At 29.7% G+C, this 16,344-nt stretch carries 15 protein-coding genes and 3 pseudogenes; 2 read left to right on the top strand and 16 right to left on the bottom strand.

Features of this window, described 5'->3' with window-relative positions:
• Positions 1-24: 24 nt before the first annotated feature.
• The 4 genes and pseudogenes from ACREV6_RS02840 to ACREV6_RS02825 all read right to left on the bottom strand — a co-directional run.
• Positions 25-159 (bottom strand): annotated as a pseudogene (locus ACREV6_RS02840) (hypothetical protein); the annotation flags it as partial.
• Positions 108-983: a UvrD-helicase domain-containing protein gene (locus tag ACREV6_RS02835; RefSeq protein WP_431576517.1), complete on the bottom strand. Its 876-nt coding sequence runs from the start codon at positions 981-983 to the stop codon at positions 108-110. The pseudogene ACREV6_RS02840 and the gene ACREV6_RS02835, both read right to left, overlap by 52 nt.
• Positions 984-1,167: 184 nt before the next feature.
• A complete protein-coding gene (locus ACREV6_RS02830; RefSeq protein ID WP_431576528.1) occupies positions 1,168-1,407 on the bottom strand; it encodes a diguanylate cyclase domain-containing protein in 240 nt (79 codons plus the stop codon).
• Between the two features lie 157 nt (positions 1,408-1,564).
• Positions 1,565-1,702, bottom strand: a complete 138-nt coding sequence (locus tag ACREV6_RS02825) for a hypothetical protein (protein ID WP_431576516.1) — start codon at positions 1,700-1,702, stop codon at positions 1,565-1,567.
• A gap of 175 nt (positions 1,703-1,877) precedes the next feature.
• Between ACREV6_RS02825 and ACREV6_RS02820 the strand changes: the two genes are divergently transcribed.
• Positions 1,878-2,063 (top strand): FmdB family zinc ribbon protein, encoded by a 186-nt coding sequence (locus tag ACREV6_RS02820; protein WP_431576515.1) that lies wholly within the window; start codon positions 1,878-1,880, stop codon positions 2,061-2,063.
• A 231-nt stretch (positions 2,064-2,294) separates the two neighbouring features.
• Here ACREV6_RS02820 and ACREV6_RS02815 read toward each other — a convergent pair.
• The 11 genes and pseudogenes from ACREV6_RS02815 to ACREV6_RS02765 all read right to left on the bottom strand — a co-directional run.
• Positions 2,295-2,372, bottom strand: a pseudogene (locus ACREV6_RS02815) (PEP-utilizing enzyme); the annotation flags it as partial.
• 62 nt (positions 2,373-2,434) lie between these two features.
• Positions 2,435-2,776, bottom strand: coding sequence for a hypothetical protein (locus ACREV6_RS02810; RefSeq protein ID WP_431576514.1), 342 nt, complete (start codon positions 2,774-2,776; stop codon positions 2,435-2,437).
• A 55-nt stretch (positions 2,777-2,831) separates the two neighbouring features.
• Positions 2,832-4,019 carry an MBL fold metallo-hydrolase gene (locus ACREV6_RS02805; RefSeq protein WP_431576513.1) on the bottom strand — a complete coding sequence of 396 codons (1,188 nt, stop codon included), beginning with the start codon at positions 4,017-4,019 and terminating at the stop codon, positions 2,832-2,834.
• Positions 4,009-4,914, bottom strand: coding sequence for a hypothetical protein (locus ACREV6_RS02800; protein WP_431576512.1), 906 nt, complete (start codon positions 4,912-4,914; stop codon positions 4,009-4,011). The genes ACREV6_RS02805 and ACREV6_RS02800 overlap by 11 nt, the downstream gene beginning before the upstream one ends.
• 378 nt (positions 4,915-5,292) lie before the next feature.
• Positions 5,293-6,759 carry a gamma-glutamylcyclotransferase family protein gene (locus ACREV6_RS02795; protein WP_431576511.1) on the bottom strand — a complete coding sequence of 489 codons (1,467 nt, stop codon included), beginning with the start codon at positions 6,757-6,759 and terminating at the stop codon, positions 5,293-5,295.
• A 179-nt stretch (positions 6,760-6,938) separates the two neighbouring features.
• Positions 6,939-7,994, bottom strand: coding sequence for a hypothetical protein (locus ACREV6_RS02790; RefSeq protein WP_431576510.1), 1,056 nt, complete (start codon positions 7,992-7,994; stop codon positions 6,939-6,941).
• Between the two features lie 278 nt (positions 7,995-8,272).
• On the bottom strand, positions 8,273-8,431 hold the full coding sequence (locus tag ACREV6_RS02785) for a hypothetical protein (RefSeq protein ID WP_431576509.1): 159 nt from the start codon (positions 8,429-8,431) through the stop codon (positions 8,273-8,275).
• A gap of 47 nt (positions 8,432-8,478) precedes the next feature.
• The gene (locus tag ACREV6_RS02780) at positions 8,479-11,211 is read right to left on the bottom strand and encodes a DEAD/DEAH box helicase (RefSeq protein WP_431576508.1); all 2,733 of its coding nucleotides are present in this window, start codon (positions 11,209-11,211) and stop codon (positions 8,479-8,481) included.
• A gap of 433 nt (positions 11,212-11,644) precedes the next feature.
• Entirely contained in the window at positions 11,645-12,772 is a 1,128-nt protein-coding gene (locus ACREV6_RS02775) for an ATP-binding protein (protein ID WP_431576507.1), read from the bottom strand.
• 316 nt (positions 12,773-13,088) lie between these two features.
• Positions 13,089-13,343, bottom strand: coding sequence for a DUF8727 domain-containing protein (locus ACREV6_RS02770; RefSeq protein ID WP_431576506.1), 255 nt, complete (start codon positions 13,341-13,343; stop codon positions 13,089-13,091).
• A gap of 195 nt (positions 13,344-13,538) precedes the next feature.
• Entirely contained in the window at positions 13,539-14,585 is a 1,047-nt protein-coding gene (locus ACREV6_RS02765) for a virulence RhuM family protein (RefSeq protein ID WP_431576505.1), read from the bottom strand.
• Positions 14,586-15,355: 770 nt separating this feature from the next.
• Here ACREV6_RS02765 and ACREV6_RS02760 point away from each other — a divergent pair.
• Positions 15,356-15,700 carry a hypothetical protein gene (locus tag ACREV6_RS02760; protein ID WP_431576504.1) on the top strand — a complete coding sequence of 115 codons (345 nt, stop codon included), beginning with the start codon at positions 15,356-15,358 and terminating at the stop codon, positions 15,698-15,700.
• 260 nt (positions 15,701-15,960) lie between these two features.
• Here the strand turns inward: ACREV6_RS02760 and ACREV6_RS02755 are convergent.
• Positions 15,961-16,344, bottom strand: a pseudogene (locus tag ACREV6_RS02755) (methyl-accepting chemotaxis protein); the annotation flags it as partial.

Here is a 16,344-nt window from a genome sequence, read left to right as displayed (position 1 = left end):
TTCTTACTTATTTACAACAATGCATTATTTTTTACCGGCTATTACTAAACGCTTCTCTTTATCTTCATGGACATTTTCAACTATTTCTTTAGGCAGAATTTGTCCTTTTAAATTACTCTCTTTAATTTTTTCTGTATGCTTGCATAAGGGATAATTAGAACAAGCGTAAAATTCCCCATAAGGGCCTGTCCTAACTTATCATCTTCCATCTTACTTGGAAAACCCTGTTTACCATTACTGTTATTAACTATGAAAACATAATCCGCCTGCAATCCTTTAGACTTATGAACTGTTAAAAATTCTATTTGTAAATCAACTCTATTTTTATAAGAAATTATTCCCTTACCTAAATGAGAATCATATCTATACCTAAAATTATCATCAAGTAAAAATTTCAAATCGTCTTTATATCTTCCCAGGAGCGCCACTGTACTTTTAAGAGGAATTGAATTTAATCTTTCTTTTAATAATATAGTAAGTTCACTTTTTTTATCTCCATACAATAATTCATATGACAGATCATCATTATCATTAAAACTTTTAAGTTTCTTCTTTACTTGTCCTTTATTTTTTAATAGGAATTTACCACTTAGATCAATAAGACTTTTATTAAATCTATAGGTTGTTTCAATATATGTTTTTTCTGTAAACCCAAAATACTGATCAAAATTTACAAATAAATTTACATCACTTCCAGCAAATCTATATATACTTTGCCAATCGTCTCCAACGCAAAATAGTTTTGAATTGTTTAATTCCTTAATAGCTTTGATTAAATTGTACCTGGCCAAAGAAATATCCTGATACTCATCCACAATTATATAACTATATTTTTTATTGAACTTTCCCTCTAGAACATATTTAGTAGCTTTATTTATCATATCGCTAAAATCTATTTCATCATTAATTATAAGTTCATTATTATAAGCTTCATATATTGGCGCAGTAAGATTTATAAAAATATCATTCCTACCTTTTTTCATAACCTTCAAAGTCTTTTAAGTTTACTTGCTTTACAGCTTCTACAGAAAAATCATTTGACTTCATTAACACTATAAAAGTATCCTTTTCTTGGTTGCTAATTATTCTTTATGTTATATAAGTTAATTTGTTAGTTTCAAGTTTTTTTTAAAAAAGTTTAATGTACATCCTTTTCTTTTTTTACCTTCATACATAGCACTGTCTGCTTGATTGATTAAAATCTCTATATCTGAAGTAAATGTCCATATTCATCATTATCTTGAACTTGTCCAAATCAAAAATAATCAGCGCAAACTTTTGTTTGTTTCTATCGCAAAGTTCCTTTGTTTCAATAATCTGCTTCATTATATTAGCTCTATTTGCAATTCCTGTTAACGCATCAAAATTAGCTGAAAAATAATTAAGTTCAGCTTTATTTTTAGCAATTTCTAAATCATATCGGAGTAAATTTATTTTTGCTGAAAAATATATTCCTATAAATTCAAGTATATATCCTAAAATTAGTACTTAATAAGTCATCCATATCCCTAATTTTTCTAATCTCTATACGTTCCCTATAATTATTTTAAAAATATAACCAAGCTTAATCTTGAGAGAATGTATAATAACTTCCCTTTTCGACATGGACTCTGCTATCAAAACCTTTCATAATTGGCAAAAAAGTAGCAAGTTTAGTTATCATACTAAAATTATTAGCATTATTATGGCTGGATTGTATCATGTTTTATGCCTCCTCTGTTTGGGTATTTACACTACTATCACAAATTGTATATTTATAACCTAAAATGTTGTGATATAATTAAAAAGCATTAAAAGCTGATGAAGAATAAGGATTGAATTAAATAAATTAAAAGAGAATGCTATCTTCAATAAAAAGAATAGTGAGGAGGAATAATGTGACATATTCATATAAATGCACAAATGAGGATTGCAAAAATATCGTTGGAATCGATGTTGAAGCATCTATAAATGATAAACCATTAGAAACGTGTAAAATATGCGGCAGTAAGGTTATTAGGGTTTTTAAGTCAGTAGCAGTTAGCTTAAATTTCCCAGGTTCATATAACAATACAAGAAAATAGTATAAGCCATGTTTATCAAAATACTACGCCTAATGATATATCTAAATTAGTAAAGAATGGACGGACTTGATGCCTTAGCTGGTACCACTATACAAAGTGTACAGTCGGATAGTTAGCAGAAATCAAGTCTTTGCAGCCTACTTGCTCATAGCCTTTTTATTTCCATTCATCATAGCAGCACCTTAATTATTTTCAATGGAGTATTTCTACATATCCTTCTGTTCCATTTACTCAAATTCTCTGTCCGTCCTTTATAAGTTTTGTAGCATTCTCCACACTTACTACCGCTGGAAGTCCGTATTCTCTTGCGAACTGATACAGTTACCCCTGCCAAAGCACCTTCTGGGATCTTGCTAGTGTTATTTTTATCATTAATTTATTTTAGACTTAGCTACAATTTTCATATTAACCTTTAAAACATATGTAACCTTAATAACTGCTTTAATATTCTCAATGAGAGCAACAGTAGTATATAAAATCAGAGGTTTATCATTTGAAAAAAACGAATAAAGAGAAGAAAAAAGAGTCATGCTTCCATAGCTTCCATATTTCTTGTCATTAAGATACTGTAACTTATCCTCTCTAGGAATACAAACATCTAATTGCTCATCAGTGAATCTCATTTCTTTGAAAGAAGTTATAGCATTCTTTCCCCCTGCAATTGCAAAACTAGTTTTTTTACCCTTTGGTGTATATATTATTACCATGCTCATAATTTACCTCCTGATATCAAGATAGATTTGCTGTAAACACTTTCAGTTATAATTTCTATTTTATTGTCTTATCACCATATTCAGCTTCAAACCATGCAGCATTTTTAGTATGAATTGGGACTATCCTAGTTGGATTGGTATGCTTAATAAGTTCCTTTATAGTTTGTGGATCAGCGTGTCCACTGGTATGTAATATGATAATTTCAAGTCCCAAATCCTCACAGTCTTTTAAAAACTCTTTCATTTCGGGTTGTTCTTTATATCCACTCCAAAAGGAATAAATAAGTAATCCACCTTTAAATGATACTTTTTTACTTAGGGTTTTTAAGTACTCACCCATTGATGTCCTTACACACATCACAAACTTTGACTTTGAAATTTGTTCCTTACTGATTTTGTTCATGCCATATTTGTTAAATAACTTATATCTAAAATGTTCCTTGTTATATGCTCTTGTAATAAAAGTTTTCACTTCAGGAAATGAATTAGGATTTGGTATGCTACCACCAATAGCATTAGTTATTTCAGCCATGTATAGATCCTGTAATAGTAATCTATTGCATCTCTTAGCCGCACGAAATATGGTAACAATGCGATCAATATTCATTGAGGATTGTAATACAAATATCGGTGCATTATTCTTAGAAAACAATTCTACTGCTCTGGTTTCCAACTCTTGCTCTGTTTCATTTTTAAAACCTTCTCTTGAGAGTGTTGTCCCTTCACAAATCAGGGTATCCACTGACCTTGGTAATTGCTTGAGTAGCCACTCAAATGGTTTTCTACCGTTAGAACGAAAATCCCCGGTATAAAGAACACTTTCTCCCTCAGCTTCAACCAAAATCATATAACTATCAAAAGCAGAATGGTCACAAAGATATGGTGTGACCGTCATATTTCCAATTTGTACTGGTGTTTTATGTACCATAAACCCAGTTGGAGATATTGTTTTGACTGCTTTATACTCATCGGACGCCTTTATTATTTTATAACTGTTTTCTCCAATATAAAGTGGAATTTCATCATAAATACTATAAGCAAGCCCCATATGGTCTCCATGATAATGTGTTATAAATATAGAATCATATCCTTTACAATCGAATAGCCCCTCTATATTAGGTAGCTCTGTATTTTTACTTTCAAGTTCACAACCAATATCTAGCAATATTTTAGTAGTGTTAGTTGTGATTTCAACTATATTTCCACCGATTTGATTTTGTCCCCTAATTATATTAATTTTCATTAACAAATACCTCAATATCAACCATCAATTCACTATATAGTCCGTAACCCATATATGAAGCTTTTGCAATTTTCATATCAACCATTTGTTTTAAATCATTATAGTAAGGAGAATTTATCACTTCTTTTAATTCTCTTTTTAAAACAGATTTTACTGGCTTATGATTAGCTAATAACAATATGAATTCTGGTTTATTTTCAGAAAGCTTAATTGTCTTATTAACATCTTTAATAAGACCCAGTTCCATTTTTTGATTAAAGATTGTTTCAACCTCTTCATAAATAGCTTTAACTTTAACTTTATCACTTAAAAATTTATATAAATCCTCATAATGCTTCTTTATTCCTGCACCACCAGAAAGAGCGTTATCACCATATTTTTTCTCAATAAAAACAAGGCGAATATCATCTGCATTTTTACGACTACTAGCTGTTGATATCCATTTAACACCAAGCAAATCAAATCTACTTCCATTTTCAGAGTTGGCATATTCAATATCTATGATGAAATAATCAGTATCGTTTGCAATACTGCTGCAATTATTTTCACGCAAAACAAGCTGCTGATATTCCCTTTCAAGTTTTGGATTTTTATAAAACCATGCATCCATATCTGCTTTTAAGAATGGAATATTGTCTGTCCACTTTTCATACTCACATGATTTAATATCCGCTATTATATCTTTGTATTTATTACAGTAATTTTTATCAAACTGTACCCCATATCCAGTATTACACTGCTTAATCTTAAAAATATTACCACCACGATAGTAGATATTAATATAATTATCACGAATTTCAAGGCTTAATGTGTCATCCTCTTTAACGCAGGTTAGAAAGCTCTTTAGTTTACCACCTATAAGGTCATTTATAAAATCTGTAGATAATTTTCTCATAATTTAACTCCTTTATAATATATTAAATCATAATTAACTGTAAAATTAATGGAAGCCATAGAATTTACCATCATGACATAAAAATTCTTCTCATATAAATTTGATTACTTACTATTTACTTCTTTCATATCAATTAACTTAAATTATTATTTTTACATATATATACCATATTCTACAAATTATCTTAAAACCCTTTATATGAAACTATTATTTACTATCCACCCCACCAATTCAATTAGTCCACCTTTTTTTTACTAAAAAGCACCTATCAAATTGAAATTTTACAATTTGATAGGTGCTATTTATACAACTAAATTTCATTAACTAATCAAATATATTCTTCTTACCAACCACACTTAACACTAATTATCATCCTTGTTACTCAACCAAATACTTCATTACATCAAAATCATCCATATTAGGATATGTTTCCTTTATACCTCTTCTAATTACATCAAGGTATCCATTAGAAGGCTTGTGAAATGATCTCCTACCTATGTTTGTAATAGTTATAATTTCAATTCCATCCTGCTCACCTAATTTAACAGAATGATTGTACCAAATCTCTCCCCGTCCCTCTTGACGCGAAATATCTTCAAGCTGACTTCTAGTAATAAGGTACATCCTACCTAGAGCTTGTCCTTTAACCTCAATATCTAAAAATGAAACCCCTGCATCTCCCCAGGAGGAACTTTTGTTACCATAATACATTTTATATGGAATAGTTATTGGTCTACTATCTTTTGGTAGTGATTTATCCCTACAGCCTTTATAATTCACTCCATTTAATTTACTAACTCCGCCTTTAATGTAAGTTATAAATCTTTCATAAAGTAGATTAGATCCATAACTAGCATACCAAATATAATCATTTGTTTTAATAATTCGCCAAGGTTGGTTTTCATAACTTACTTTGACTTTGGTTGAAACATTTTGATTATACACATAAATATATGCCTCTTCTACCTCATTATTATCATTAACTACATTAATTAATTCTCTTAAATATAAGCTCCCTTCCCCCTCAAGCCTATCTAAATTCTTTAATATTTTACTATCTATACTATATAGCTCACCTTTTACCTTATCAGATTCACTATGAATTATTCCTGGATAACTCCCTAAATCGTATAATGCAAACCCCTCAGCTATAAATTTACCCATAAAATACGCATTCCCTAAGAAGCTTTCATAATTACTATTTCCTTTCATAAGAGTGCCATAAACAAAAACCTTTATGCCCTTATTATCTATATTTAGTAATTCAAAGGTTTTTACCATATCAGTCTTATAATCTTCACCCCGATCGCCCTTTGTTTTGTCTGTCTTTATAGCACCCTCAAGCCAATTAGTTATAGCTTTAATCATTCTTGAAAACTCAGGTGACATTTCCGGGTAATTTTCAACAAACTTTAGAACTTCTCCTTTTGATAATATTTGTAGAGCACTTAAACGTCCCTCTATATCGTCATGCCCATGACCCTTTAACCCTCTTCCCGTGGAAGCCACTAGTCCCATTTTCAAAGCAGTATCAAAGCCTTCAATTGCTATGCTTTCATTTTTATGCTGCATATAAAACTTCATCATAATGGCTGTAGCAATATAGGTTGGTTCATACCAGTAAAGAACCCTAATGTCAGAATCAACCTTTGGACTTGGTATAAGAGCCCAAAACCCCTTTTCATCTTGCTCTTTAATAAGAGAACTAATAAAATCCTTTACCTCTTGCAGATTCTTTGTTCCTCCTGATAATTCATCTAAAACTTCCTCCATTTTAACTTTGTATTCCTCTAACACACTTCCAAATTTAGCACTTTCTTCTGGTCTTTTAAAATTATTTAACATATTACATACCTCCATGAATTTTTATTCCCTAATGGGTTAATTATCTAATAACTTTGTTATTTATGAGTATTTTTGCAATTAAAAAGCCGTTTTCTAACTAGTAGCATATCCCCTGTAGCTCATGATATAAGGATAACTCTTTTGAAAGACAACGGCATTGAAGCTGAGCTTCATTTTTATTAATATATATCTTTTAGATTTTTTCTTATATTTAATATAACTCCAGCCTTCAAAATAAATGTTTCAGTATTAATACTGATAGTTACCTCCTTTGTGTCAAAATCATAGTTTCTTATATGGCAAGGATATATTATTTTGGGCTTTCCATCCGAATCACTATATTCAATAGCGCACTCTTCTCCATTTTTATAAAAATTTAATATATTACCCAGACCTGTTTCATCAGAGCATTCATCCTCAGTAAAAAACAAATCAGGATTTTTACTATTACTTAGCTCATCATACCAATTAATATCCAAAGAAAGCATTTCCGAAACTTCACTAATCCTTCTTCTGCCGTAATCTGAAAGTTCCTTCCATATACTCACTGCAAGCCTAAATGCATAACCCTTATAAGCTTCCTCTTTCATCATATTCTTAAGCCCTTCCAGCATCACAACAACCTGCGTAAGGTTTAAAGCAAGGAATACCGGATGAACAGTAGATTTAAATTCAATAACACCATTCTTTCTTTGTATACCATTTATCTTCACTCTTTGTCCAAGAAAAGAGATTCCTTCCTGCTCCCTCAAAACATGTAGATCTTCCTCTATAGTTCTATCACTTATCCAGAGTTTTTCCTCCAACTTAGTAACGCCCACACCTTTTTCATGTAGCGCCTTTACTATAAACATCTGCCTGTCGAAAGAGGACTCAAATAGGGGTGGAAATTCCAATAGGATATTTACCCCATATTTTTCACGAAGAAAATTAACAAAACTCTTATATATTGCAATTGGTATATTTTTTTCCTTAACATAAGAAAAAGTAGATTCTTTTATTCCGGAGCCAACAGTATCCCAAATTGATGGATCATCAACAGGCATGTTTTCACATTGCCTTACATCTCCCTGATTCAAAAAAGCATAAGGTGTTATTTTAACCTTCTCACCCTGCTTTTTTAATTCCTTTGTTGAATTTCCTCTAAGAAGTCTTTCTACTGTATCTTTGTTAAAACCATATATGTATTTCTTTGATTTTAAAAATTCTTCAACCGCTTGTTTTAAAGTATCCATAGTTTGACCCCCATTTATTTGATTGTGAAAATGATAAAAGATACCCGGCACCTATCATATATGTGTATAATGTGCCGTTTCTAAAAAGGTATCATGATGCTTTTAATATCATAATACCCACTCTCGCTTTATATAATTCTTTATTTTTTCTGTTATTTAATTTATCTCATAAATGTAATTTAGTCTCCCTGCTAATTTAAAATGGTGCTAGGATATCTAATATATGTTCATCACATCTATCAAAATCAAATTCCTACCTATTAATTTAATTAATTTAATTAAATTAATCTATTGAAACGCTCTATTAATAAAGGAAGTGCAGTATTTAGCCAAAATCCCGGATCAATCATCCCACTTGACATTCCTCCATGCCTATACTCTTCGATATGGATATACTCTTTTGAATCCATCTTACTTTCAGTGAATTTTTCAAACATACTATACACCAATTAATCATCCTTTATTTTTATAATTTAAATAATGCCTAATCACTTTTAATCTTTAATACCTCACAAAGCTTGTTATATAACCTTAACTCCTCTCCGCTCTCATTTGTACCTACCCTTAATATAGGTATGCTATATTTACTTAGTATCTCATCCTTCATTTTATCACGCATTAATTGTACTTTATTATTAGCATGGAAAGCATACCCATCAACTTCAACCACAAGCACCGGCGTTTTATCTATCTTACTAAAAATTATAAAATCAGTATGAGTTAAAATATTCATAGCAAATTTATATTCCACCTCTGTTAACTTAGATGTGTCTTTAATTAACATTTTAAGCGGTTGATGTAATACCCTATCAAGAGCTTTAAATTCATCTCTAATTAAAACTTTTTCAATCACCATATTCATTAGATTTTCAGAAGCAAATTCAGAAACTTTTTTGTTCTTATTTAATACTTCCAATAGTTTTTTAGAATAACTGCTATAAAGTAAATCAAATACTGAAAATGTGGTACTATTAATAATTTCAAAATTATTATATTGTATGTATTTTATTAAATCTCCTATATTACTATCTTCTCTCGATATATTGCTATCAGAAACTATAAGGATTAGCTTGTTTTCTGCGCGTGATACTGCAACATTTATGAGATTAGGATCATCTATAAAATCATTTATTTCATTTGCTACTGTAGTTAAAATAATGGTGTCTTTTTCTCTTCCTTGAAATTTATGTACTGTATCAACTTCAATACTCTCATTTTTAATTAACTTCTTTAACTCCTCAGTTTGTAATCTGTAAGGCGAAATAATGCCTACTGTTTTAGGAGATTTTTCTAAATTTAATTTTGGTATTATTTCCTCAAGTATTACATCTATTTGTCTTTGGTTCAGCTTCCCTCTGGCATGATTTCCAGTAGCTGTTTTATATACTAAAAGTGGCTTATCATCCAAACTTTCACTGGTTAATATAATTAACTCATTATTATAGAATTTTTTATTACAGAATCCTATAATTTTAGGATTGCATCTATAATGTTCTCGAAGTAAGGTCTTCGGAATATCTCTGTACAAATTTGTTATTGAAGACAATAAACTATTTTCAGCATAACTGTAGGCTTTATCTAAGTTGTACTCTTCAAAAATCATATTGCTTATATTTTTAATGTCTTTAGAAACAATATTAGGTAGTTGCATTAAATCCCCAACAATAACTGCATTTTTAGCACAGGAAAGGGCTAGTGCACCAGTTACAATATCAACCTGAGATGCTTCATCCACAATAACATAATCAAATAAATAGTTTTCACTGGCACAGCTCCTTAATGAATGAGTGGTGCTAAGTATTACTGGATATTCCTTTTGGAAATCTTCAAAGTTTTTCCATAGTGCATCTATTGAAAATATTGGTCTACTAATTTTTGTTATAAATTTCTGAGCTAAATTAGCTTTAAGCACTTCCATGGAGTTTTCACTATATACTTTCATTAAATTTTCAAAATCAGCCTTTTCTAATATGTTATTTAAAAAGTTAATAGATTTATTTAGCTCTTCTATTCTTAATTCATAGTAGATTTTTTTAAAAAATTCTACTATATTTTCATTAGAATTTTTATAAAATTTAAAGCTTGTTATACCATACCTAATTAAGTTTTTCAGCATATGCCTAAATTTAAATACACCATGTTTTTCTATAATGATTTCGTAATCTAATAGTAATGACATTACTCCATTTGAGTTTTGCTTAAATAAAGAATGATATGGCATTATATCAATTTTTTTTTCTTCATAATATTTGTTGAAATACTCTAGCTCAACAGTTAATTCAGATAGCTCTTGTTTTAACTTGGCTATTTTGTTTTGTTTATCTAGCAGGTCATCCAGATTTTTTTGAGAAACCACTAAGTTGTTTTTTACTATTTTCAACTTTTCCTTCTCTAACTTCCAATCATTCATATCCGGATAAAAAGAATTCTGAAAAGCGAAGAAGTTATCTTTATTTTCTCTATTTCCTAGATATGCTGCAATAAAATCCAATCCATACTTTTCTAGCTTTTCTAGTACATTTGCGGTGGCTGAATTATTGTTAGAAACAACAGCAACAGTTTTATTATTAATAATAGCATTTGCAATAATATTTAAAATGGTCTGTGTTTTACCAGTTCCAGGAGGCCCCTCAATAACACTTATTTGATTAGTTAAAGCTTTTTCTGTTGCACTCTTTTGGCTAAGATTAAAACCAAATGGAAATATTATTTGGTTCCCATTTACTCTTTTTTCAAGATCTTGTGAAGTTAAATATGCTGATAAAACACTTCTTGGACTAATATTTTTTATTCTATTGTACTGTTTGCTCAAAAAACTGCTATCATCATTTAAAGTTATACTAACTTTTGCGGCTAATTTTTTTAAATACTCAAAGCAGTTATTTGAAGCTTCATTTTTTAAACAGGTTTCTTCTATTTTTATATTGGATATGTGGTAAAGTTTTTTATAACCAGATTTAAAGCACACTTTAACGTGCTCTTCAAACTTAAGGATTTTAATAGCACCTGATATAGGTTGATTATTTTCATATATAATATTAGTTTCTGCATTTATCTCAATAGGATTTCTAATCCAATTAACATTAGCGCGGTTATATGTATATGTTTTATTGTTATCAAATGTAACCTTACACTTGCCCTTACTATTTTCACAATAAATAATCCTATCTGTTTTATCTTCATCCTTTATAAGAATAAGATTTTTTTCAATATTCAATATTATAGTTCTCCTCTTTCTTTACTTTGCATTTTTTATATCAATTAATTATAACACTATTCCGCCCTCAATTTCCATATATTGTAGTATGATTCTACAGCAAAACCATTTATATCACAAAAATCAAACACCACACTGACCCAATACAAAAATGCTTATACCTACTCACTAATATCTACCTCTCTACCTAAAAGAAAAAAGACTTGTTTTTACACAAATCTTATCTCTATTCCATAGGTAACTTTTCAATGGTAAAAAAATTCTGCTCACTATTTTCTATTACCCACCTGAATTTTCCGAATAATCTTAAGCCTAAGTTTGATAAAGGTTTTCAAAACTGAAGCCTTAATTTCTCTCACAATTCATTATTTCGGAATAAGGAGTGAAAATCCATTTCCATTTTTAAAAACAACAGTCGTATTTAATAAATTTTTCATACTTTGATTTTATTAATTCTTATATATTCATCATATGTTTTCTCCCCTACACTCTTAGCATATTTTACTTTTAAAATTCTTTTTAACTTTTCAACTTCCTCTTTAGACTTTCGGTATCTAATATTTACCAAATCATCATCATCAAATTTAGGAAGAGCTTTGGTCATAACCTCAACAATAAACCCTTTAAGCTCTAAATATGATTGAGTGCTTGTATCTAAGCCATTTTTAGTAGTTGTAAATGGTAACTTTGTATTTTTATTCTTACCCTTTACATATACGAAGCCTCTAAAACAATTAAACTTTTCTTCGAAAAACGGTGATGAAAATCCTTCTCTTAATTTGGAGCAATTCCATCCTGTAAGCTCACTTTTATCTGCCTCTACAACTAGCATCTCATCTAAATAAATATTCCAACCAGCATTTCTTATGTTACTTTCACCTTTTTTTATAACAATTTCAACACTGAAATCAATTATCTTAGTCTTTTCCCTAAATACCTCAATATCATTGTCATCATAACTTAGAGGTGTATCATTTAGACTAATTATCATGCCATTTTCTAATGCTTGTTTACAAGTTTTACTTAATAATCCCTTTAACTTAAAGATAAATTTATTATCTGAAAAATAGTTTGATATTACTTTATTTAATTGTCTAACTTCAATCATAGTACCGATGGCATTGCTATTATGTGGTACAACATCATTTAATTCGATATTCCACTCAAGTTTTTTCATCCAATTGTTTACGTCTAAATCTATAGTAAAATGATCACCTTTGCTAATAGATTCAATTTTAATGTTGTTACCAATTTTAAATAATGCTCTCTTCATACCAATTCCAAAGTGATTTACATCTTTTCTTTTTCCTTCTGAAAGACTAATATGACCAAAAGTAAAAGCATAATGCTTTGCATCTTCCCTAGATATCCCTCCACAATTATCCTTAATAATGAACTTATTCTTATTTAATATAATTTCAATTTTATAACCCTTTAGAAATACACTGTTAGACATTGATTTAGCAGCTTCTATCGAATTATCTACTAAATCCTTTATTGCCATCTCTAAAGAAATATCTCTTATAATATAACTAATAAAAAATTCTTTTGTTGGCTGCATGCAAATAGAATTATCCTCTATGATAAACACCCTTTAATATTATTATATTATAATAATATTTATTTTTTTTGATAATATTACAAGAATCGTCAATTAAGATAAGTAAGACAACATATAGTTAAACTACCACCTGATTAATCAATAACAGGAAAAAGTCATTTATAATTGAAGGTCTCTGTTACTCTGAAAAAATTATGACTTAGTTATGCTAAAACTCCTTCGCCTTTGCAATTTAAACAAGTTTTAAGGGATGTCTAATTTGTGGACACGCCTTCCGATATTAAATATCCTCCCAATTACATCCCTAGGCCTTCTATTAAATCCCTCCACACCCCATGGCTTTATTAAAGGAGAATAACACATTCGTCGCAGCATAGATAACATAAAATACTATTTCATCGCGTACCCTGTAGGCAAAATGCTGTTGATACTTTTCAAGTATGTTATTTATTCCAATTAATTTTTCTATAACTTTAATTGCAATTCCTTTTTCACCCTTGCATTCATATATTTTTAAAAACTGTGATTTTAAAAAATCATTATGATAGATTTTAGATAAAATTTCAACCAAGCTCTACTTCTTTGAAATTGTATTTTAAGTCTACCTTATTGAATTCAATGATACTAGGGCTAGAACCTACAGCGAAATAAGCACCAATAGCTACTACTTCAGCCACTGATGCTCACTCTAAATTTCAATTGATTCGTTTACTATTTCTCCCAAGTCACAGTTACCCTAGTGGGGTGCAAAGCGACCCACTTGCTACTAATCTTTTTCAGTCTCCTTTAAAAGCCTGTCAAAATCGCTTTCAAACAATCTATCCTGCACGATTCTATATTTTTCAAATTCACTTTCTGCAAAGGTTTTAGCCACTTTAGCCGTAACTTTTCCAGAATTATTTAGTAAATCATATTCATTAAATTGTAAAAAAGCATTAAGCCTCAGCGCCCAATCTTCCATCGTCATTGGTATTTTTCTTCTAGCTTGATTTTCAGCATAATCAAGATACATAGTAACAATCCTGTTTAGTGAATCCATCTCATCTATGGTTAAATAGTTTTTAGCAATAGAAACATCTTTCTTTAATATTTTACCGCCAGGTGAATTTTTCCAACTTGTAAGTCCCATATTTTCTTTTTCTGAATCTACTCTACCTACAATAAGCTCAGCCGCAGTTTTGCCATGGATTGCAAAATGAAGTTTGTTTTGTACAATTTTAAAAAAAGTTTTTGTTGTTATAGCAGTATTCGTATAATCCATTGCCGTGGCATAAATATCGGTTATTTTCTGATAAAATCTTCTTTCGCTGGCCCTAATTTCTCTAATTTCTTCAATCAAGTGATCAAAATATTCTTCGTTTAAAAATGTTCCATTTTTAAGCCTTTCTTTATCAATTACATAACCTCTAATAGAAAAATCTTTTAGAATACTAATTGCCCACTGACGAAATTGAATTGCTCTATCAGAATTAGTCCTGAATCCAACAGCAATAACAGCTTCTAAATTATAAAATTTAGTATTATATTCTTTTCCATCTACTCCAGTTCGTCGGAATTTCCGACATACTGAATTTTCATCTAATTCACTATCAGTAAAAATGTTTTTTAAATGTTCTGTAATAGTTGAACGCCCTTTTTTATAAAGCATTGCAATCATATCTTGCGTCATCCATACATTTTCATCTACAACCATTACATCAATAGATTCTTCACCTACTTGTGAAGTGAAAATTAAAAACTCTGCAGTGCTGTTACGAATTTGAAACTTATTTTTATTGTCATTATTACTTTTTTTATCCAGTTTATTAGTCATTTTCTCCTCCATATCTGGTATTCATTCAACCCCTAAAGCCTTAAACACCGCATCCTCAGCATTCTGATATAAACCAATCTTAATTTATCAAATTACTTTGGTTGCATTGTCTCTAAATCAATAGCCGAAACCATATTGCTGACGTCAGCAATATGGTCTAACACATTATTATTACTAATATCACAAGTAACTTGTGCTTTCTCTATAACTTGATTAAAATTTCTCCATTAAGTATATTCAAAAACTTTCTGCAATTGCATACCAAAACTCTATATCATCATCTTTAAAGTGTTTAATATTTTCAAACGTTTTTTCGAATATTTTTTTAGCTCATCCATTTAAATTCTTCCTAAACTACTTCTATCGGCTATGATACTATTTTTCACGTTGCCGAAAATCAAACATGCGTTCTCATATATTCTATTATACAACATTTTGCTAAAATTAAAAGGGGCAAAGTTTATTTAAGTTTTAAATAACTTCTTAAATACTTATAATTCTAAATATCTTTAAACTCGTTATCTTAAGTTCGATATTAACAGCCTACCATATCTATGCCAAAATAATAGTGAATTATTTATATAACCGTTTATGGTTATACTAAAATCACTCATTTTGCTTCTCAAGTTTTAATTATAATACTAGTGGATCTCCTACTTGCGGATACTCCTTCCTATATTAAATATCCTCTTGAACTCTTCCCATCAGCTTATTTTTACATTAATGTAAAAATAAGCCCAGAGGTATTTGCGAGGGAGGAATGACCGAGCTTGCTATTTATTCTTATAGCATATATCATTATTAATATTATTTCTTATACTGTTATAACGGGTATATTGGGAATAGTTATTATATTGTGCCAACACAACGATTTTAGATTATTTGACATCAACTTGTTTAAGTTAGGAATAGTTATTATATTGTGCCAACACAACGGGTATGGATATGAACTAAGGCAACAACAATTACTTGATTATTTGTTAATGGGTGTTGTATTAGGAACATACAATTATTTGGGTTGGGTTAAAAACAAGAATAGGTACAACCGATTAAAAGAAGAAGATAATGTGAAAAGTGACAATATAAAAAATGATACTATAAAATATAAAGTATAGTTCTAAATATACGTATTATGTGAATTAAGGTAAGATATTTGATTCCCCTTAGAAATTGTTTTGTTTTAACGATATTTTTAAACATAGCCCAATACTAAGTAAAAAACACAGGCGAAATGCCCTGTGTTTTTTGCTTAAATAGTAGATTAGTTAATTAATATATTAGTGTGATTCCGTAAGCTAACATCAATGATATATCAATAAAAGAACTTCAAAACGGAACCCGTTAAAATAATATTCTAGTCCTTTTTTCATGTGTATTATATTTTAAATTTGGAGGCTATATCTCTTAATTTTTGTGCACTAATTTTGTTACCAACGGTAGTATTTTTTATTTCTTCCATCTTATTTACAATATCGATGCTTTTATCAGAAATACTAACTATACCTTGTGCACCCTCATTAACGGTCCCTGCCACTTGATCTATTGCAACCGCAATCCCATTTATTGATGTATTTAAATGTTGCGCTGTCTCATCAAATTCCTTCATAAATTTATTGAAATTTTCTGCATCACCTATATATTCTTTACCTGTACCCATAATAATCTCATAATTTAGAGAAACTTCTTCATCCATGAAATTAAGCATTTTAATAGCACTACCAGATAGATTTTTTACAGAATCATTTACAACTTTAACTAC

Source organism: Clostridium sp. (assembly GCF_050717515.1).
Classification (GTDB): Bacteria; Bacillota; Clostridia; order Clostridiales; family Clostridiaceae; genus Clostridium_AD.
The sequence above is the reverse complement of the archived record's forward strand: the minus strand, read 5'-3'. Positions and strand labels throughout refer to the sequence as shown.

What these genes read in the sequence shown, in the direction of transcription:
- ACREV6_RS02825 (WP_431576516.1), bottom strand. Translation starts at nt 1,702, where the DNA reads ATGATACAATCCAGCCATAATAATGCTAATAATTTTAGTATGATAACT.
- ACREV6_RS02790 (WP_431576510.1), bottom strand. Translation starts at nt 7,994, where the DNA reads ATGGATACTTTAAAACAAGCGGTTGAAGAATTTTTAAAATCAAAGAAA.
- ACREV6_RS02795 (WP_431576511.1), bottom strand. Translation starts at nt 6,759, where the DNA reads ATGTTAAATAATTTTAAAAGACCAGAAGAAAGTGCTAAATTTGGAAGT.
- ACREV6_RS02800 (WP_431576512.1), bottom strand. Translation starts at nt 4,914, where the DNA reads ATGAGAAAATTATCTACAGATTTTATAAATGACCTTATAGGTGGTAAA.
- ACREV6_RS02805 (WP_431576513.1), bottom strand. Translation starts at nt 4,019, where the DNA reads ATGAAAATTAATATAATTAGGGGACAAAATCAAATCGGTGGAAATATA.
- ACREV6_RS02785 (WP_431576509.1), bottom strand. Translation starts at nt 8,431, where the DNA reads ATGTTTGAAAAATTCACTGAAAGTAAGATGGATTCAAAAGAGTATATC.
- ACREV6_RS02810 (WP_431576514.1), bottom strand. Translation starts at nt 2,776, where the DNA reads ATGAGCATGGTAATAATATATACACCAAAGGGTAAAAAAACTAGTTTT.
- ACREV6_RS02775 (WP_431576507.1), bottom strand. Translation starts at nt 12,772, where the DNA reads ATGCAGCCAACAAAAGAATTTTTTATTAGTTATATTATAAGAGATATT.
- ACREV6_RS02765 (WP_431576505.1), bottom strand. Translation starts at nt 14,585, where the DNA reads ATGACTAATAAACTGGATAAAAAAAGTAATAATGACAATAAAAATAAG.
- ACREV6_RS02835 (WP_431576517.1), bottom strand. Translation starts at nt 983, where the DNA reads ATGAAAAAAGGTAGGAATGATATTTTTATAAATCTTACTGCGCCAATA.